Source organism: Streptococcus sp. oral taxon 431 (assembly GCF_023110115.1).
Classification (GTDB): domain Bacteria; phylum Bacillota; class Bacilli; order Lactobacillales; family Streptococcaceae; genus Streptococcus.
In genome coordinates, this window is the sequence record NZ_JALDVP010000003.1 from 21,075 (window position 1) to 37,854 (window position 16,780).

Below are 16,780 nucleotides of genomic sequence, written 5' to 3' on the forward strand. Positions count from 1 at the left end.
AAGATTATATATAAAAAACAGAGGAGAATGTGCATGCTGAAATGGGATGAACTACCTCAAGAAATGCAATTGAGCGAGGTAAAACCATACTACCAGCTTGTGTCTAGAAGAAAAGGCTCACTGATTTTCAAGCGTTGTCTAGATTTGTTTCTAGCCGTAGTCTTGTTAATCTTGACCTCCCCCTTATTTCTGATTCTAAGCATTTGGATCAAGCTAGATAGCAAGGGTCCAGTTATTTACAAGCAAGTGCGGGTAACCCAGTACAACCGTCATTTTAAGATTTGGAAATTCCGGACTATGGTGACGGATGCGGACAAGAAAGGAAGTCTAGTAACTTCTGCAAATGACAGTCGCATCACAAAAGTTGGAAATTTCATTCGACGTGTTCGTTTGGATGAATTACCGCAATTGGTCAATGTCCTCAAAGGGGAGATGTCTTTTGTAGGAACACGCCCAGAAGTACCACGCTACACAGAGCAGTATAGTCCTGAAATGATGGCTACCTTGCTCTTACCTGCAGGGATTACTTCCCTTGCCAGCATTAACTATAAGGATGAGGATGCCATCATCAGTCAAATGACTGCAAAAGGTATGACGGTTGACCAGGCTTATGTAGAAAGAGTCCTTCCAGAGAAAATGCACTTTAACCTAGCCTACCTACGTGATTTTAATTTCTTCGGAGATATCAAGATCATGTTCCAGACTGTAGTTGAAGTTTTAAAATAAAGTAGTCACAAGAGTGAATACAGTAAAAGGAGTAAATCAATGACAAAGTATAATATTCCATTTTCACCACCCGATATTACCGAAGCTGAAATTGCTGAAGTAGCCGATACCCTTCGTTCTGGTTGGATCACAACAGGTCCAAAGACAAAAGAACTAGAACGTCGTCTATCTGTCTATACTCAGACACCTAAGACAGTCTGCCTCAACTCTGCAACAGCAGCTCTTGAATTGATCTTGCGCGTGCTTGAAGTAGGGACTGGCGATGAGGTCATCGTTCCAGCTATGACCTATACAGCTTCATGTAGCGTCATTACTCACGTAGGTGCGACACCAGTGATGGTTGATATCCAAGATGATACTTTTGAAATGGACTATGACAAGCTTGAGCAAGCTATTACTGAGAAGACTAAAGTCATCATCCCGGTAGAACTAGCAGGGATTATCTGTGACTATGACCGTTTGTTCCAAGTTGTAGAAAAGAAACGCGACCTCTTTACAGCGGCTAGCAAGTGGCAAAAGGCCTTTAACCGTATTGTGATTGTCTCTGATAGTGCCCATGCTTTAGGTTCAACCTACAAGGGACAACCAGCTGGTTCCATTGCAGACTTTACATCATTCTCTTTCCACGCAGTTAAGAACTTCACAACTGCTGAGGGAGGAAGTGCCACTTGGAAAGCAAATCCAGCGATTGACGATGAAGAAATGTACAAGGAATTCCAAATCCTTTCCCTTCATGGTCAAACAAAAGATGCTCTTGCCAAGATGCAACTAGGTTCTTGGGAATACGATATCGTAACACCAGCCTACAAGTGCAACATGACAGATATCATGGCTTCACTTGGTCTAGTTCAGCTAGATCGTTATCCTGGCTTACTACAACGTCGTAAAGAAATCGTAACTCGCTATGACCATGGATTTGCGGGAACTCGTATTCACCCATTGGCTCATGAGACAGATACCGTTGAATCTTGTCGTCACCTTTACATCACCCATGTAGAAGGAGCAAGTCTCGAAGAGCGCAACCAAATCATCCAAGAATTGGCCAAGGCAGGAATCGCAAGTAACGTTCACTACAAACCGCTTCCGCTTTTGACAGCCTATAAGAATCTTGGGTTTGATATGGCAGATTATCCGCGAGCTTATGCCTTCTTTGAAAATGAAATTACATTACCGCTTCACACGAAATTAACGGACGAAGAAGTAGATTATATCATTGAGACTTTTGTCAGAGTTTCTGAAGAAATTCTAGGTGCTTCACAAAAATAATTAAAAAAATTAGTAAAAAATGAATGAAAACGATTGACAAAGAAAAAACAATAACATATAATTAACTCAACAAATCAGAAAAGTAGTTATTTTTGATCTTCAGGGAGCCTGTGGTTACTGTGAACAGGTGGTTGGAAGTAGTGAAATTGGGCTGATTTGAAAAAATGAATTTGAAACAATGAAAATTCGGTAGGCACACCTTACAGTGCAACTTGTTGTTAGACAAGGCAGAGATGTAAAGGGGATATTCTCTTTACAATTGAGGTGGTACCGCGTTACGAACGCCCTCACATGGAAGTAGATTCTGTGTGTGGGCTTTTTCATATTTTGGAACAATGGAAAAGAGGAAAAATTTATGACAACAAAAGGATATTTTGGACAATTTGGTGGTAGTTTTGTACCAGAACCAATTCAGGCTTTATTGGATGAGTTGGAAGTGACTTTTGAAAAATACAAGGATGATCCAGAGTTTTTAGCTGAGTTTCGCCATTACTTGAAGGATTATTCAGGTCGCGAAACACCGCTCTATTTTGCAGAAAGTTTGACAGAGCACCTAGGTGGAGCTAAGATTTATCTCAAGCGTGAAGACCTTAACCACCTTGGATCTCACAAACTTAATAATGTTTTGGGTCAAATCCTTCTAGCAAAACGCATGGGTAAAAAGCGTGTCATTGCTGAAACAGGAGCTGGCCAGCACGGTGTCGCGACAGCTGCAGCTGCAGCCAAATTTGGTATGGCATGTGATGTCTACATGGGGGCAGAAGATGTGGAGCGTCAACGTCTCAATGTCTTCCGTATGGAGATGATGGGAGCAACTGTTCACGCAGTTGAAACTGGTACTCGTACCCTTAAAGATGCGGTTGACGCAGCCTTTGGAGCATGGATGAATGACCTTGAAGCCTTCTACGTTTTAGGTTCGGCTGTAGGTCCTCACCCTTACCCAACTATTGTTCATGAGTTCCAAAAAGTGATTAGTGAAGAATCTCGTCGTCAAATCTTGGAAAAAGAAGGACGTCTGCCAGACTACGTCATTGCCTGTGTAGGTGGTGGTTCGAATGCCATCGGTGCCTTTTCACAGTATGTAGCTGATGAAGAAGTAAAATTGGTTGGGGTAGAAGCTGCTGGTCACGGTTTAGATACCGACAAACACGCGGCAACAATGACCAAGGGTAGTGTCGGAATTGTCGATGGAATGAAGACTTATGCAGTTTTTAAGGAAGATGGAGAGCTCGCGCCAGTTTACTCTATCTCAGCAGGTTTGGACTATCCAGGGGTTGGTCCAGAACATGCCTTCTTTAAAGACTCTGGTCGTGTAGAGTATGTTGCAGCAACTGATGAAGAGGCTGTTCAAGCCTTGCTTTTACTAAGCAAGACAGAAGGAATTATCCCAGCGATCGAAAGCTCGCATGCCATCGCAGAAGCAGTCAAACGAGCACCAAAACTTAGTAAAGATGAGATTATCATCATCAATGTTTCAGGTCGTGGAGACAAGGACGTAGCTGCTATTGCTGACTACCTTGAAGCTAAAAAATAAAAGATGGAAAAGATACAGAGATTTCTCTCTCAGAGAGCTTGTGGTTGCTGAAAACAAGCAGAGAAAACTGTAAGGTTGGGTCCATCTGAAATGAGAGAAGAAAACATAATTCTCAAGGGAGTGCCCTTTATCGCACAACCTGTTACAGGAGCTATCTGAGACAGGAATGAGAGATAGGAGAAATCCTATAATTGAGGTGGCACCGCGAATTTCGTCCTCACGCAAGTTATTTTGCGTGGGGATTTTTATATATGTATTATAGGTGTGGCTATTCAGTTTTAAATTATGCTTCATCAATATGTAGATTTCTATAAAATATTTGCGAACGAAGTGAGCATCGAACCGCTATTTCCCGCCATGGTGGTATCCTAGAGAAGCAAAGATGCTTCTCTAGGACGGAATTTTTGAGACACATGGCTCAAAAATTAGGGATGAAATTTCGGAGAAAGTTGCTCCCGTCCGCCCTATTTAAGGGAAATAGAAAAAAGATAAAAAATTAAAAATAAGGAACTGAAAGGGAAATTACAATGGAACGAATCATTCATGGAGATGTTTTATCACCAATCTTGGCTTATATGCGTTTGAACGGACAACACAAGGTCATACTTGAAAGTATCCCAAGAGAAAAAGAAAATGCTCGATTTTCTATCTTAGCCTATAACCCAGTTTTTGAGATTAAGTTCGAGAATGGAGTTCTTTATCAAAATGGGCAAGTGATTGATCGTGATTCCTTGGATTTCCTCTACGAGGTGACTTACAAGAACCATCACCATTCAGAACTACCCTTTGGTGGTGGAGCTATTGGCTTTGTTGGCTACGATATGATTTCTCTCTATGAAGAAATTGGCCAGCTCCCTGAGGATACGATTGGGACGCCAGATATGCATTTCTTCGTTTATGAGAGTTATATAGTTTTTGACCATAAGAAAGAAAAAATTCATATCATAGAGGATGCTCTCTACAGTGAACGTAGTAATGAAGAACTAGAAGTGGCTTTAGATCAGGTTTTAGAAGAGTTGAAAATCCCTGCTCCAAATGAATTTGAAGATTTGGACGTTTCTCCACTTCAGTTTAGACCACATATTGCACCTCAGAAATTTGAAGAAATGGTAGAAACAGCTCGCGAATTGATTCGCAATGGAGATATGTTCCAATGTGTGCTCAGTCAGCGCTTCTCCGCAAAAGTAACTGGAAATCCTTTTGACTTCTACAGAAATCTCCGAGTGACCAATCCATCAAATTACCTCTACTTTTATGACTTTGGAAATTATCAAATTATCGGTGCCAGTCCAGAGAGTTTGGTTTCCGTCAAAAATGGCATCGTGACAACCAATCCAATTGCAGGTACGCGACCTAGAGGTGCCAATGACGAGGAAGATGCAGCACTTGCAAGTGATCTACTTTCTGATGAAAAGGAAACGGCAGAACATCGAATGTTGGTGGACTTGGGACGAAATGATATCGGTAGAATTGCTGAAACAGCAAGTGTCCAAGTAACCAAGTATATGGAAGTGGAACTTTTCCGCTATGTCATGCATTTGACCAGCGTGGTTAAGGGACATTTATTACCAGAACTGACTGCCATGGATGCCTTGAAGGCGACACTTCCGGCAGGAACAGTATCGGGAGCACCAAAGATTCGGGCCATGAAACGCATCTATGAACTAGAAACAGAGAAGCGAGGTGTCTATGCAGGAGCTATCGGTTACTTATCAGCAACTGGAGACATGGATTTTGCTATTGCAATTCGAACCATGATTCTTAAAAATAAAAAAGCCTACGTACAGGCTGGTGCAGGAATTGTTTATGATTCCATCGCTCAGAACGAATACCAAGAAACCATTAACAAAGCTAAATCTATGACTAGAATGGGAGAACTAAGACCATGATTTTATTGATTGATAATTATGATTCATTTACCTATAACCTAGCCCAATACATTGGGAATTTCGCAGAAGTTCAGGTTTTGAGAAATGATGACCCAGATCTTTATGAACATGCTAAAAAGGCAGATGGACTGGTATTTTCTCCTGGTCCAGGTTGGCCAGCTGATGCTGGGAAAATGGAAGAAATGATTCGTGATTTTGCAGGTAAGAAACCTATTCTAGGGATTTGTTTGGGGCACCAAGCCATTGCAGAAGTCTTTGGTGGTAAGCTAGGCTTGGCTCCTAAAGTTATGCACGGTAAACAAAGCCAGATTCGATTTGAGACTCCGTCAGTTCTCTATCAAGGAATTGAGGACAATCGTCCAGTCATGCGTTACCACAGTATTTTAATCGAAGAGATGCCAGAAGAGTTTGAAGTGACAGCTCGTTCGACAGATGACCAAGCTATTATGGGGATTCAACACAAAACTCTTCCGATTTATGGCTTACAGTATCATCCAGAAAGTATTGGAACGCCAGATGGCCTATCTTCCATTCAGAATTTTATCGAGAAAGTTGTAAAGTGAGGAACACAAAATGAAAGAAATTATTGAAAAATTAGCCAACTTTGAAGATTTATCAAGTGTTGAGATGACAGATGTGATTGAACGCATCGTAACAGGGCGAGTGACAGAAGCGCAAATCGCCTCCCTACTTTTAGCTCTTAAAATGAAGGGAGAAACACCTGAAGAAAGAACAGCCCTCGCTCAAGTCATGAGAGGACATGCTCAACACATTCCAACAAATATTCAAGATGCTATGGATAACTGTGGTACAGGTGGAGATAAGTCATTTAGCTTCAACATTTCTACAACTGCAGCTTTTGTCTTGGCAGGTGGAGGAATCCACATGGCCAAACATGGTAATCGTTCAATTTCCTCAAAATCTGGTTCGGCAGATGTCTTGCAAGCTTTGGGAATCAATATTGACCTTAAACCATCACAATTGGGTAAGGTATTTGACCAAACAGGAATCGTCTTTCTCTTTGCCAAAAACATGCACCCAGCTATGAAATACATTATGCCAGCTCGCTTGGAATTGGGAATTCCAACCATCATGAATTTGACAGGACCACTCATCCATCCAATGGTTTTGGAAACACAGCTTCTAGGAATCAGTCGTCCTGAACTTCTGGAAAGTACTGCTCAGGTTTTGAAAAACATGGGTCGCAAACGTGCCATTGTAGTAGCTGGTCCAGAAGGATTGGATGAAGCTGGTTTGAATGGAACTACCAGCATTGCCCTTCTTGAAAATGGTGAAATTACTTTATCAACCTTTACTCCAGAAGATTTGGGAATGGAACGCATTGCTATTGAAGACATTCGTGGAGGAAATGCTCATGAAAATGCAGCAATTCTTGTCAGTGTTCTTAATAACGAACCAAGTCCATTCTTGGAAACAACAGTCTTAAATGCAGGTCTCGGATTCTACGCCAATGGTAAAGCAGAAAGTATCAAGGACGGAGTTGAACTGGCACGTCAAGTAATTGCCAGTGGTAAGGCCCTTGAAAAACTCAGACTATTACAGGAGTATCAAAGATGAGTCAGAAATTTTTATCACGTATCCTAGAGCAAAAGGCGCGTGAAGTTGAAACGATGGAACGAGAGGAGCTTCAGCCCCTACGTCAAACTTATCGATTGAGTGAATATTTAAAAAATCACCAAGACCGTTTGCAAATCATTGCTGAGGTCAAAAAGGCAAGCCCAAGTCTAGGTGATATCAATCTTGATGTGGATATCGTACAACAGGCCCAGACTTACGAGGATAACGGCGCGGTTATGATTTCTGTTCTGACAGATGAGGTTTTCTTTAAAGGTCATTTGGATTATTTGCGGGAAATTTCTAGTCAGGTAGAGATTCCGACGCTCAACAAGGACTTTATCATCGATGAAAAGCAAATCATCCGTGCTCGCAATGCAGGTGCGACAGTTATCTTACTCATCGTAGCGGCCTTATCAGAAGAACGCCTCAAGGAACTGTATGACTACGCGACAGAACTGAGTCTAGAAGTTTTGGTGGAAACTCATAATCTTGTTGAACTGGAAGTGGCTCATAGACTTGGAGCTCAAATTATCGGTGTCAACAATCGCAATTTAACAACCTTTGAAGTAGACTTACAGACCAGTGTAGACTTGGCCAAACACTTCAATGACGATTGCTTGTATATTTCTGAATCTGCCATTTTTACAGAGGAGGATGCAAAACGAGTAGCACCATACTTTAACGGAATTTTAGTAGGAACAGCCCTCATGCAAGCAGAAGATGTAGCCCAAAGAATCAAGGAGTTGCAAATTGACAAAGGTTAAGATTTGTGGACTATCGACCAAAGAAGCCGTAGAAACAGCTGTGTCGGCTGGAGCAGACTACATTGGTTTTGTCTTTGCTCCTAGCAAAAGACAGGTGACCTTGGAACAGGCTGCTGAGCTGGCAAAGCTCATTCCTGTCAACGTTAAAAAAGTTGGAGTATTTGTTTCACCCAGTCGGGCAGAACTGTTAGAAGCGGTAGATAAAGTTGGTTTGGACTTTGTACAAGTTCACGGTCAGGTAGTAGATAAACTATTTGAAAATTTACCTTGTGGCAGTATTCAAGCTGTACAAGTAGATGGGAATGGGCATGTACCCAATTCTCAGGCAGACTATCTACTCTTTGATGCTCCTATTGCAGGGAGTGGACAAACCTTTGACTGGGGGCAACTGGATACGACAGAACTAGCCCAGCCTTTCTTCATCGCAGGTGGGCTAAATGAAGACAATGTAGCAAGAGCAATTCAGCATTTCTCTCCCTTTGCAGTAGATGTATCAAGCGGAGTAGAAACAGACGGACAAAAAGATCATGAAAAGATTAGAAGATTTATAGAGAGGGTTAAGCATGGTATATCAAGAACCAAATAAAGATGGATTTTACGGGAAATTCGGTGGACGCTTTGTCCCAGAAACATTGATGACAGCAGTATTGGAATTGGAAGAGGCTTATCGTGAAAGTCAGGCAGATCCAAGTTTCCAAGAGGTGTTAAACCAACTTTTGCGCCAGTATGTAGGTCGTGAAACTCCTCTTTACTACGCAAAAAACTTGACCCAGCATATCGGCGGAGCCAAGATTTACCTTAAACGTGAAGACCTCAACCATACAGGCGCCCACAAGATTAACAATGCTTTAGGACAAGTTCTCCTCGCTAAACGTATGGGCAAAAAGAAAATTATTGCTGAAACAGGTGCTGGTCAACATGGTGTGGCAACCGCAACAGCTGCGGCACTCTTTAACATGGATTGTACCATCTACATGGGCGAGGAAGATGTCAAACGCCAAGCCCTTAACGTTTTCCGCATGGAGCTTTTAGGAGCTAAGGTAGAGGCTGTGACAGATGGATCTCGCGTGCTCAAGGATGCAGTCAATGCAGCCCTTCGTTCTTGGGTTGCAAATATCGATGATACCCACTATATCCTAGGTTCTGCCTTGGGTCCCCATCCTTTCCCAGAAATTGTTCGTGACTTCCAAAGTGTTATCGGACGAGAAGCCAAGCAACAGTACCGTGATTTGACAGGTGAAAATCTGCCAGATGCCCTAGTAGCCTGTGTTGGTGGTGGTTCAAATGCCATCGGGCTCTTCCATCCATTTGTGGAAGATGAGACAGTAGCTATGTATGGTGCTGAAGCAGCAGGACTCGGTGTGGATACAGAGCACCACGCAGCTACCTTGACCAAGGGTCGTCCAGGTGTTCTTCACGGTTCGCTTATGGATGTGCTACAAGATGCTCATGGTCAAATCTTAGAAGCTTTCTCAATCTCAGCAGGTTTGGACTATCCTGGTATCGGTCCAGAACATTCTCATTACCACGATATCAAACGCGCGACCTATGTGCCAGTGACAGACGAGGAAGCCTTGGAAGGATTCCAACTCTTGTCTCGTGTAGAAGGAATTATCCCAGCTTTGGAATCTAGCCATGCCATCGCCTTTGCGGTGAAATTGGCCAAAGAACTTGGCCCAGACAAGTCTATGATTGTCTGCCTATCAGGTCGTGGGGACAAGGATGTAGTTCAAGTTAAAGACCGCTTGGAAGCAGACGCAGCAAAGAAGGGAGAAGCTAATGCCTAAGACTCTAACCGAAAAATTGAACGCTATCAAAGCAACTGGAAAAGGAATTTTCGTTCCCTATATCATGGCTGGAGACCATGAAAAAGGTTTGGATGGACTTGCTGAAACAATCCACTTTTTAGAAGACTTGGGTGTGTCTGCTATTGAAGTGGGAGTTCCTTTCTCAGACCCAGTTGCAGATGGTCCAGTTATCGAAGAAGCAGGCTTGCGCAGTCTAGCTAGTGGTACTTCTACACAGGCTCTAGTTGAAACTTTGAAGACTATTGAAACAGAAGTTCCACTTGTTATCATGACCTACTTTAACCCCCTCTTTCAGTACGGTGTGGAGAAATTTGTCAGAGATCTTGCTGATACAGCGGTTAAGGGATTGATTATTCCAGACCTGCCTCATGAGCACGCTAACTTTGTAGAGCCCTTTTTGGTGAATACAGACATTGCTTTGATTCCACTTGTCAGCTTGACGACAGGAATGGAGCGTCAAAAGGAACTCATTGAAGGGGCTGAAGGTTTTGTCTATGCTGTTGCTATTAACGGGGTGACAGGGAAAGTAGGTAATTACCGAGATGACTTGGACAAGCACTTGAATCAACTTCATCAAGTGGCAGATATTCCAGTCTTGACAGGTTTTGGTGTATCCACACAGGATGATGTAGAACGATTTAATGCAGTATCAGACGGCGTCATCGTCGGTTCCAAGATTGTTAAGGCTCTACATGAAGGACAAGTAGCAGAAATCGCTGACTTTATCAGACAAGCAGTAGCTTACCAAAAATAATCATACAAGCAGCAAGCAAGAGGAAAGGCACAAAAGGAAGTCTTTCCTTTTTCTTTAGTAGGAGAAAGGTTAGAATGCCGGTTTTGGAGGCAAATGAAGTAATCTGATTAAATGATAGCCATCAGATAATTTGATGCATATAAAAAATAAAAAGCCCTCTTTGAGGGCAGAAATTTATGTTAATTTTATTCGATAAGTATGAAGATAATAAAAGAATATAAGACTTTTTTATTGTATTTCATCCATATCAATAATTAAGTCATCTCCAAGATTAATTCCATTAGAAGTGAAGACACTTAGTGCATGATTTGCAATAACTTGTGTAGAAATAGTATCAACTCCTGCTCCAATAAGTGCACCTGCTACAGGAATCATTTTCCCTAAGTTGACTACTCCTTTTTGTCCGAATTTCGTAACCAATCGAAATCCAACTGCTTGATTGATTTTCTTTAGCACCTCTCCAGGAATTTTTTTAATCATTCCTTGGGCTAATTTCTCAGCCACTACAATCCCAGCTTTCTTTGCAATATCAGCTACAGTAGTTCCTGTAAGTGCTGCATATACAAAAGTCTGGACCTGATCACTTTTTAAGTCGTATCCACGCATATAAGCAATGGTAGCAATCATTCTCATTTGAACTAAAATTACGGATGTCACATTTGCAGGGATAGTTACTGGTAAAGTTAAAATTCCTCCGAATCCAGTGACAAAGCCAGATAGAGCGGCTTTACTAGTTTGAAAAGCAATCATTTTTGAAATAGCAGTATCAACATTGTCGTTCTTTAGGTAATCATCCGCTAATTCTTGAATTGTTTTTTGTCCAGGAATTCCATTAATAGTTGTATCGTAAGCCCAATCAAGAACTTGCATCATTGAATTTTCATCAATTTTTGGAACTTCTAGTTTTGGGAGTTCAAAGTTTATATTTGGCAACTCAAATTTCATAATAATTCTCCTATTTTTGCTATATTTAGTATACAATATTACAAATATATTTACAATAATAATTTGTAGAAAATAATCATACAAGCAGCTAGCAAGAGGAAAGGCACAAAAGGTAGTCTTTCCTTTTTCTTTAGTAGGAGAAAGGCTAGAATGCCAGTTGTGGAAGCAAATTGAATCAAAATCAGCATCTCAGTTAGGCTAAAAATAAGTGCACAAGAGGCTAGAAAGAGAAAATCCCCTGCACCTATGCGGATATCTATAAAGTGAGCCAAAATTCCCAAGATAAGAAAGAAAATCATAACTAGATTCCAACCACAACAAACCATGAGGATTAAGTGAAAAATTAGCCAGACTATCAAAGGATATTCTTGATGACGAAGGTCATAAATGCCCAAAGTCAAGCCGGCAGTTATCAAGATGACTTGCCCAAAAGTTAAAAATCCCACAGACTCAGCTAGAAAGAGCAGTCCCAAAGACAACTCAAAGAAGGCATACCAGACAGGATAGCTTGACTTGCAATAGCGACAGCGAAAGCGATTGAATACCTGTGAGAGAAATGGAATCAAATCCAGTGGTCTCAAACGAGTCTGACAAGAATCGCAGTGACTAGCAGGAAAGATAATAGACTGCTCAGGAAAGCGGTCAATGACAAGACCTAGAAAGGAAGCAAAAATAGCTCCAACAAGAAAAAAGTAAAGGTGAATCATACTTATTAATTCGGAAAAAATAAGAGAAAGGGTATAATAGTTGGATAAAGGAGAAATTTTAGGAGCAAATATGAAAATTCACTTTGAAAAAGGACTTCAGATAGAAAATGCCCAACTCATTTGTCACTGGTCTAATGCTTTGGGAGAAAGTTTTCAGAAGCAATGGATGGGACCCAAAATTTCTTATCCCTTGATTGTCCGATCCTTACAAAAGCTGGGAGGAATTTTTTCCATTTTTGCTGAAGAAGAGTTTGTAGGCGTCATCCAGAAAATCAGGCTAGAAGACAGGAATCTTCATATTGGAAGATTTCTTATAGCTCCTCATAGGCAGGGACAGGGCTTAGGTAGCCAGGCTTTAAGGAAATTTGTTAGTTTGGCCTTTGAAAATGAAGACATAGATACTATTTCTCTAAATGTCTACGAGGCAAATCAAACAGCTTACAATCTTTACCAAAAAGAAGGTTTTGAAATCGTTCAAATGGTTGAAGTACCTGTACGAAAATATATAATGAGAAAATCGAGGTAAGGACTAGTTGATATCTAAAACTGCACCCGTACAATTTTTGGTTTTCAAACTTGTTGCAGAGAAATTTTCTTGATAAAATAGATACATGACTAGATATAAAGCAATCATTTCCTATGATGGCTACGCCTTTGCTGGCTTTCAACGGCAACCACACGCGCGTAGTGTCCAAGAGGAAATTGAAAAAACTTTAACCAAATTAAATAAAGGGCAGGCCATTACCATCCATGGTGCAGGGCGAACGGATAGTGGTGTTCATGCGCTAGGGCAGGTTATCCACTTTGATCTTCCCTATCAGATGGATGAGGAAAAGCTTCGCTTTGCTCTCGATACTCAAAGTCCTGAAGATATAGATGTCATTTCGATTGAGATCGTGGCTGATGATTTTCATTGCCGTTATGCCAAGCATAGCAAGACCTATGAGTTTATCGTGGATAGAGGGCGTCCTAAAAATCCTATGAGACGTCATTATGCCACCCACTATCCCTATCCACTAGATGTGGAACGCATGCAAAAGGCTGTGAAGAAATTAGAAGGAACCCATGATTTCACCGGTTTTACTGCTGCCGGAACTAGTGTGGAGGACAAGGTAAGAACGATCACGGAAGCCAGTCTCAGGGTTGACGAGACCGGTCAATTTTTGACCTTTACTTTCTCTGGCAACGGCTTCCTCTATAAGCAGATTCGAAATATGGTCGGGACCTTGCTAAAAATTGGCAACAATCGGATGCCCATTGAGCAGATTGACCTAATTTTGGAGAAAAAAAACAGACAGTTGGCAGGTCCAACTGCAGCACCTAATGGTTTGTATTTGAAGGAGATTCGTTATGAAGAATAATCGTATTTTAGCACTTTCAGGAAATGATATTTTTAGTGGTGGTGGACTAGCTGCTGACCTTGCGACCTATACTTTAAATGGTTTGCATGGTTTTGTAGCTATGACTTGTTTAACTGCTTTGACAGAAAATGGATTTGAGGTCTTTCCGACAGATGAGACTATTTTCCAACAACAGTTGGATAGTCTCAAGAGTGTAGACTTTGGAGGGCTTAAGATTGGTCTCTTACCGACTGTTGGTGTTGCTGAGAAAGCTCTTAACTTTATCAAGGAACGCACAGGAGTTCCGGTGGTATTGGATCCAGTTCTCGTTTGTAAGGAAACGCATGATGTTGCTGTCAGCGAGCTTTGTCAAGAGTTGATTCGCTTTTTCCCTTATGTGACTGTAATTACACCCAATCTACCTGAGGCAGAATTGCTAGCAGGCCAAAAGATTGAAACCTTGGACGATATGAAGGATGCAGCTCAAAAATTACACGACTTGGGTGCACCAGCAGTCATTATTAAAGGTGGGAATCGCCTCAGTCAAGATAAGGCATTAGATGTATTTTATGATGGAAAGAACTTTACAGTTTTGAAAAATCCTGTTATTGAAGGACAAAATGCTGGTGCTGGTTGTACCTTTGCCTCAAGCATTGCTAGTCAGTTAGTCAAGGGAGAGGAGCTATTACCAGCACTTGAAAGTTCCAAAGCCTTTGTTTACCGTGCCATTGCACAAGCAGATCAGTATGGAGTAAGACAATATGAAGCAAACCAAAACAAGTAAAATCGCCCTAGTATCCATCTTAGCAGCTCTATCCGTAGTTTTGGGCTATTTCGTAAAAATCCCAACGCCAACAGGATTTCTAACACTTTTGGATGCAGGAATATTCTTTACGGCCTTTTACTTTGGGAGTCGCGAAGGAGCTGTTGTCGGAGGATTAGCGGGATTTCTAATTGACCTGATTTCAGGTTACCCCCAGTGGATGTTCTTCAGCTTGATTTTCCATGGTTCGCAGGGATATTTGGCAGGTGTTAAAGGGAAATGGCAGTGGCTAGGATTAGTCTTGGCAACCATCATCATGGTGGCAGGTTACGCTTTTGCATCGGCTTGGATGAATGGTTGGGGAGCAGCCATACCAGAAATCGTCCCAAATCTTGTGCAAAATATCGTTGGTATGACAGTAGGCTTTCTTCTTTGTCATAGTGTGAAGAAAGCTAGATAATAGTAAAAAGAGCAATCCTCCAAGGGAACTATTGAAAAAATTCTGATTTTTTGCTAAAATGAAAGCTATGAAAACACTCTACGATGTGCAACAATTTCTCAAACAGTTCGGTATTCTTGTCTATATGGGGAAACGTCTTTATGACATTGAATTAATGAAGATTGAACTATCTCGAATCTATGATGCTGGTTTGATGGATAAGCTGGATTATCTAGAAGCGGAGGCTGTTCTTCGCAGAGAGCACAAACTAGAATTAGACTATTTAGAAAAAAATGGAGATTAGATATTATGGTAACTTGGGTATTATGGGGACTTGTAGTGGCGATGTTGGCATGGATGGGATACAACTATCTTCGTATTCGCCGTGCAGCAAAAATTGTAGACAATGCAGAGTTTGAATCTTTGATTCGTACAGGTCAGCTAATTGACTTGCGTGAGCCAGCTGACTTCCACAGAAAACATATCCTCGGAGCTCGTAATATTCCTTCAAATCAATTGAAGACAAGTCTTGCGGCTCTTCGCAAGGATAAGCCTGTCCTTCTATATGAAAACCAACGTGCGCAACGTGTAACCAATGCAGCACTTTTCTTGAAAAAACAAGGTTTCTCAGAAATTTATATCCTTTCTTACGGATTGGATTCTTGGACAGGCAAGGTTAAGACTAGCTAATATTCTGTAAAAAGTTATTGAATTGTAGATAAATCTAGCTTTTTATGATATAATTAATTTGTATTAAATTTAAGGAGTTTTTATTATGCAAGAAAAGAAAAAAGCATCACTTGTTTTAGGTATCCTATCTATCGTCCTTGGTTTGTTATCTCCAATCGTAGGTCTTATTTTGGGTATCATTGGACTTGTTTTGGCTAATTCGCACGAAAAACAATCTGGACTAGTGTATAAAACAGAAAAAATTCTCAATATCGTAGGGATTGTCATTTCTGTACTTAACTGGATTGCAGCCCTCGTAATGATTTTTGGCTAATCAAAAACAAAAAAGCTTTATGTTTAAAGCTTTTTTTGTTTGATTCACTTTTCGTTAAGTGGATTTTAATGATTTTCAATTCTTTCTGGCTCAGGGACAGGTTTGCATAGTTCTAAAACTTGTTACCTAATAGATAAAGCCGGTTTTTATGGTATAATGAATGGGTAAAAAATTTAAGGAGTTTTTATATAATGAATGCGCAGCAAAAGAAAAAAGCCTCACTTGCTTTGGGTATTCTATCTATCGTCCTTGGATTGCCATCTCCAATAGTAGGACTGATTCTAGGTATCGTTGGACTAGTCATGGCTAATTCAAGTCAAAAAGAATCTGGTCTAGACTTTAAAAGAGAAAGAATCCTAAGTATCGTGGGGATCGTAGTTTCTGTCCTTAGCTGGATTGTGGACATCGCTTTATTTTATAGCTTAGCAAGAATCTAAAAAAGCTTTATATTTAAAGCTTTTTTGTTTTATCCACTTTTCTCTAAGTAGTTTTTAATGTTTTTCAATTCCTCTTGATTCAAGTGTCGGTATCGACCTTCTGCTAGATCAGAATCTAATAGAAAATCTCCGAACTGAACTCGTTTGAGGGCAGTGACCTTGACACCAACTGAGAGGAACATTTTCTTGACCTGATGAAATTTCCCTTCAGAGATGGTGATGGTGGCTCGGCTGAGGCTAGGGCTTGAAGATAGAATCTCAAGCTGAGCAGGTTTACAAATAGTTCCATCAAGAAAGACAATCCCGTTTTTGAACTGCTGGATGTGATCTGGTGTGAGCAAGCCGTTCACCTCAACTTGATAAGTTTTCTCGACATGATATTGAGGGTGGAGAAGTTGAAAACCTAGAGGGCCATTGTTTGTTAAGAGGAGGAGCCCTGTCGTATCTCGATCTAGCCGACCGATAGCATAGAGTTGGTCTGATTGGAGGTGTTGAGGTAGTAGGTCCATAACCGTTGGGAGCTTCTTGTCCTTGCTTGCTGTCACGACACCATTTGGTTTGTGAAGCATGAGATAGGTGTGCTCATATCCTTGGATTTTTCTACCCTGAAAAAACAACTCTTGTAATCCCGTATCAACATTCTGTGCAAGGGAAGTAGCAGGGACTCTATCTACTAAGATTTCTTTTTTTAGGAGAGCCTGTTTCATAGCTTTTCGACTGATTTTTTCCTGGGCTAATAAATTATCTAAACGCATACCAGCCTATCTTATCACAAGTCGGCATTTTTGAAAAGAAAAGATAAATCATGAATTTTCTTTTGAAAACAT

21 protein-coding genes, 1 pseudogene and 2 other annotated features are annotated in these 16,780 nt (G+C 40.9%); of the genes and pseudogenes, 18 read left to right on the forward strand and 4 right to left on the reverse strand.

Annotated elements, in window-relative coordinates; genetic code table 11:
• Positions 1–33: 33 nt before the first annotated feature.
• The 10 genes from M1F91_RS05285 to trpA all read left to right on the forward strand — a co-directional run bounded on the left by M1F91_RS05285 (position 34) and on the right by trpA (position 10,319).
• A complete protein-coding gene (locus M1F91_RS05285; RefSeq protein WP_004251491.1) occupies positions 34–726 on the forward strand; it encodes a sugar transferase in 693 nt (230 codons plus the stop codon).
• 39 nt (positions 727–765) lie between these two features.
• The gene (locus M1F91_RS05290; RefSeq protein ID WP_247912907.1) at positions 766–1,992 is read left to right on the forward strand and encodes a DegT/DnrJ/EryC1/StrS family aminotransferase; all 1,227 of its coding nucleotides are present in this window, start codon (positions 766–768) and stop codon (positions 1,990–1,992) included.
• 60 nt (positions 1,993–2,052) lie between these two features.
• Positions 2,053–2,284: a binding site (T-box leader), on the forward strand.
• 63 nt (positions 2,285–2,347) lie between these two features.
• Entirely contained in the window at positions 2,348–3,526 is a 1,179-nt protein-coding gene (gene trpB / locus M1F91_RS05295) for a tryptophan synthase subunit beta (protein WP_247912908.1), read from the forward strand.
• Positions 3,517–3,748 (forward strand) — a binding site (T-box leader). It overlaps the preceding gene by 10 nt.
• 305 nt (positions 3,749–4,053) lie before the next feature.
• A complete protein-coding gene (gene trpE, locus M1F91_RS05300; RefSeq protein ID WP_247912909.1) occupies positions 4,054–5,415 on the forward strand; it encodes an anthranilate synthase component I in 1,362 nt (453 codons plus the stop codon).
• Positions 5,412–5,978 (forward strand): aminodeoxychorismate/anthranilate synthase component II, encoded by a 567-nt coding sequence (locus M1F91_RS05305; RefSeq protein WP_247912910.1) that lies wholly within the window; start codon positions 5,412–5,414, stop codon positions 5,976–5,978. The genes trpE and M1F91_RS05305 overlap by 4 nt, the downstream gene beginning before the upstream one ends.
• Before the next feature lie 10 nt (positions 5,979–5,988).
• Positions 5,989–6,993 (forward strand): anthranilate phosphoribosyltransferase, encoded by a 1,005-nt coding sequence (gene trpD, locus M1F91_RS05310; RefSeq protein ID WP_247912911.1) that lies wholly within the window; start codon positions 5,989–5,991, stop codon positions 6,991–6,993.
• Positions 6,990–7,757: an indole-3-glycerol phosphate synthase TrpC gene (gene trpC, locus M1F91_RS05315; RefSeq protein ID WP_247912912.1), complete on the forward strand. Its 768-nt coding sequence runs from the start codon at positions 6,990–6,992 to the stop codon at positions 7,755–7,757. The genes trpD and trpC overlap by 4 nt, the downstream gene beginning before the upstream one ends.
• Positions 7,744–8,343: a phosphoribosylanthranilate isomerase gene (locus M1F91_RS05320; RefSeq protein WP_247912913.1), complete on the forward strand. Its 600-nt coding sequence runs from the start codon at positions 7,744–7,746 to the stop codon at positions 8,341–8,343. Before trpC ends, M1F91_RS05320 begins: the two co-directional genes overlap by 14 nt.
• Positions 8,321–9,544, forward strand: coding sequence for a tryptophan synthase subunit beta (trpB, locus tag M1F91_RS05325; protein WP_247912914.1), 1,224 nt, complete (start codon positions 8,321–8,323; stop codon positions 9,542–9,544). Before M1F91_RS05320 ends, trpB (M1F91_RS05325) begins: the two co-directional genes overlap by 23 nt.
• Complete coding sequence (gene trpA, locus M1F91_RS05330; protein ID WP_247912915.1) at positions 9,537–10,319, forward strand: tryptophan synthase subunit alpha; 783 nt, start codon at positions 9,537–9,539, stop codon at positions 10,317–10,319. Before trpB (M1F91_RS05325) ends, trpA begins: the two co-directional genes overlap by 8 nt.
• On the opposite strand, the pseudogene M1F91_RS05335 reads toward trpA, so the two are convergent.
• The 3 genes and pseudogenes from M1F91_RS05335 to M1F91_RS05345 all read right to left on the reverse strand — a co-directional run.
• A pseudogene (locus tag M1F91_RS05335) lies at positions 10,291–10,413 on the reverse strand (prepilin peptidase); the annotation flags it as partial. The gene trpA and the pseudogene M1F91_RS05335 overlap by 29 nt on opposite strands.
• 134 nt (positions 10,414–10,547) lie before the next feature.
• Entirely contained in the window at positions 10,548–11,264 is a 717-nt protein-coding gene (locus M1F91_RS05340) for an EcsC family protein (RefSeq protein WP_214261551.1), read from the reverse strand.
• Positions 11,265–11,314: 50 nt separating this feature from the next.
• A complete protein-coding gene (locus M1F91_RS05345) occupies positions 11,315–11,971 on the reverse strand; it encodes an A24 family peptidase (protein WP_247912916.1) in 657 nt (218 codons plus the stop codon).
• A gap of 70 nt (positions 11,972–12,041) precedes the next feature.
• On the opposite strand from M1F91_RS05345, the gene M1F91_RS05350 reads away from it, so the two are divergent.
• The 8 genes from M1F91_RS05350 to M1F91_RS05385 all read left to right on the forward strand — a co-directional run bounded on the left by M1F91_RS05350 (position 12,042) and on the right by M1F91_RS05385 (position 15,953).
• A complete protein-coding gene (locus tag M1F91_RS05350; RefSeq protein WP_247913021.1) occupies positions 12,042–12,497 on the forward strand; it encodes a GNAT family N-acetyltransferase in 456 nt (151 codons plus the stop codon).
• An 85-nt stretch (positions 12,498–12,582) separates the two neighbouring features.
• Positions 12,583–13,332 carry a tRNA pseudouridine(38-40) synthase TruA gene (gene truA / locus M1F91_RS05355; protein ID WP_247912917.1) on the forward strand — a complete coding sequence of 250 codons (750 nt, stop codon included), beginning with the start codon at positions 12,583–12,585 and terminating at the stop codon, positions 13,330–13,332.
• A complete protein-coding gene (locus M1F91_RS05360; protein WP_247912918.1) occupies positions 13,322–14,095 on the forward strand; it encodes a bifunctional hydroxymethylpyrimidine kinase/phosphomethylpyrimidine kinase in 774 nt (257 codons plus the stop codon). The genes truA and M1F91_RS05360 overlap by 11 nt, the downstream gene beginning before the upstream one ends.
• Positions 14,073–14,534, forward strand: coding sequence for an ECF transporter S component (locus M1F91_RS05365; RefSeq protein WP_070677715.1), 462 nt, complete (start codon positions 14,073–14,075; stop codon positions 14,532–14,534). The genes M1F91_RS05360 and M1F91_RS05365 overlap by 23 nt, the downstream gene beginning before the upstream one ends.
• A gap of 58 nt (positions 14,535–14,592) precedes the next feature.
• Positions 14,593–14,817 (forward strand): YqgQ family protein, encoded by a 225-nt coding sequence (locus M1F91_RS05370; protein ID WP_024053574.1) that lies wholly within the window; start codon positions 14,593–14,595, stop codon positions 14,815–14,817.
• Positions 14,818–14,822: 5 nt separating this feature from the next.
• Entirely contained in the window at positions 14,823–15,203 is a 381-nt protein-coding gene (locus M1F91_RS05375) for a rhodanese-like domain-containing protein (RefSeq protein WP_004251440.1), read from the forward strand.
• Between the two features lie 85 nt (positions 15,204–15,288).
• The gene (locus tag M1F91_RS05380) at positions 15,289–15,516 is read left to right on the forward strand and encodes a hypothetical protein (protein WP_004251438.1); all 228 of its coding nucleotides are present in this window, start codon (positions 15,289–15,291) and stop codon (positions 15,514–15,516) included.
• 191 nt (positions 15,517–15,707) lie between these two features.
• A complete protein-coding gene (locus M1F91_RS05385) occupies positions 15,708–15,953 on the forward strand; it encodes a DUF4190 domain-containing protein (protein ID WP_247912919.1) in 246 nt (81 codons plus the stop codon).
• Between the two features lie 29 nt (positions 15,954–15,982).
• Here the strand turns inward: M1F91_RS05385 and M1F91_RS05390 are convergent, their stop codons facing one another.
• A complete protein-coding gene (locus M1F91_RS05390; RefSeq protein WP_247912920.1) occupies positions 15,983–16,708 on the reverse strand; it encodes a 16S rRNA pseudouridine(516) synthase in 726 nt (241 codons plus the stop codon).
• Positions 16,709–16,780: the final 72 nt, after the last annotated feature.

What these genes read in the sequence shown, in the direction of transcription:
- M1F91_RS05285 (WP_004251491.1), top strand. Translation starts at nt 34, where the DNA reads ATGCTGAAATGGGATGAACTACCTCAAGAAATGCAATTGAGCGAGGTA.
- M1F91_RS05290 (WP_247912907.1), top strand. Translation starts at nt 766, where the DNA reads ATGACAAAGTATAATATTCCATTTTCACCACCCGATATTACCGAAGCT.
- trpB (WP_247912908.1), top strand. Translation starts at nt 2,348, where the DNA reads ATGACAACAAAAGGATATTTTGGACAATTTGGTGGTAGTTTTGTACCA.
- trpE (WP_247912909.1), top strand. Translation starts at nt 4,054, where the DNA reads ATGGAACGAATCATTCATGGAGATGTTTTATCACCAATCTTGGCTTAT.
- M1F91_RS05305 (WP_247912910.1), top strand. Translation starts at nt 5,412, where the DNA reads ATGATTTTATTGATTGATAATTATGATTCATTTACCTATAACCTAGCC.
- trpD (WP_247912911.1), top strand. Translation starts at nt 5,989, where the DNA reads ATGAAAGAAATTATTGAAAAATTAGCCAACTTTGAAGATTTATCAAGT.
- trpC (WP_247912912.1), top strand. Translation starts at nt 6,990, where the DNA reads ATGAGTCAGAAATTTTTATCACGTATCCTAGAGCAAAAGGCGCGTGAA.
- trpB (WP_247912914.1), top strand. Translation starts at nt 8,321, where the DNA reads ATGGTATATCAAGAACCAAATAAAGATGGATTTTACGGGAAATTCGGT.
- trpA (WP_247912915.1), top strand. Translation starts at nt 9,537, where the DNA reads ATGCCTAAGACTCTAACCGAAAAATTGAACGCTATCAAAGCAACTGGA.
- M1F91_RS05340 (WP_214261551.1), bottom strand. Translation starts at nt 11,264, where the DNA reads ATGAAATTTGAGTTGCCAAATATAAACTTTGAACTCCCAAAACTAGAA.
- M1F91_RS05345 (WP_247912916.1), bottom strand. Translation starts at nt 11,971, where the DNA reads ATGATTCACCTTTACTTTTTTCTTGTTGGAGCTATTTTTGCTTCCTTT.
- M1F91_RS05350 (WP_247913021.1), top strand. Translation starts at nt 12,042, where the DNA reads ATGAAAATTCACTTTGAAAAAGGACTTCAGATAGAAAATGCCCAACTC.
- truA (WP_247912917.1), top strand. Translation starts at nt 12,583, where the DNA reads ATGACTAGATATAAAGCAATCATTTCCTATGATGGCTACGCCTTTGCT.
- M1F91_RS05360 (WP_247912918.1), top strand. Translation starts at nt 13,322, where the DNA reads ATGAAGAATAATCGTATTTTAGCACTTTCAGGAAATGATATTTTTAGT.
- M1F91_RS05365 (WP_070677715.1), top strand. Translation starts at nt 14,073, where the DNA reads ATGAAGCAAACCAAAACAAGTAAAATCGCCCTAGTATCCATCTTAGCA.
- M1F91_RS05370 (WP_024053574.1), top strand. Translation starts at nt 14,593, where the DNA reads ATGAAAGCTATGAAAACACTCTACGATGTGCAACAATTTCTCAAACAG.
- M1F91_RS05375 (WP_004251440.1), top strand. Translation starts at nt 14,823, where the DNA reads ATGGTAACTTGGGTATTATGGGGACTTGTAGTGGCGATGTTGGCATGG.
- M1F91_RS05380 (WP_004251438.1), top strand. Translation starts at nt 15,289, where the DNA reads ATGCAAGAAAAGAAAAAAGCATCACTTGTTTTAGGTATCCTATCTATC.
- M1F91_RS05385 (WP_247912919.1), top strand. Translation starts at nt 15,708, where the DNA reads ATGAATGCGCAGCAAAAGAAAAAAGCCTCACTTGCTTTGGGTATTCTA.
- M1F91_RS05390 (WP_247912920.1), bottom strand. Translation starts at nt 16,708, where the DNA reads ATGCGTTTAGATAATTTATTAGCCCAGGAAAAAATCAGTCGAAAAGCT.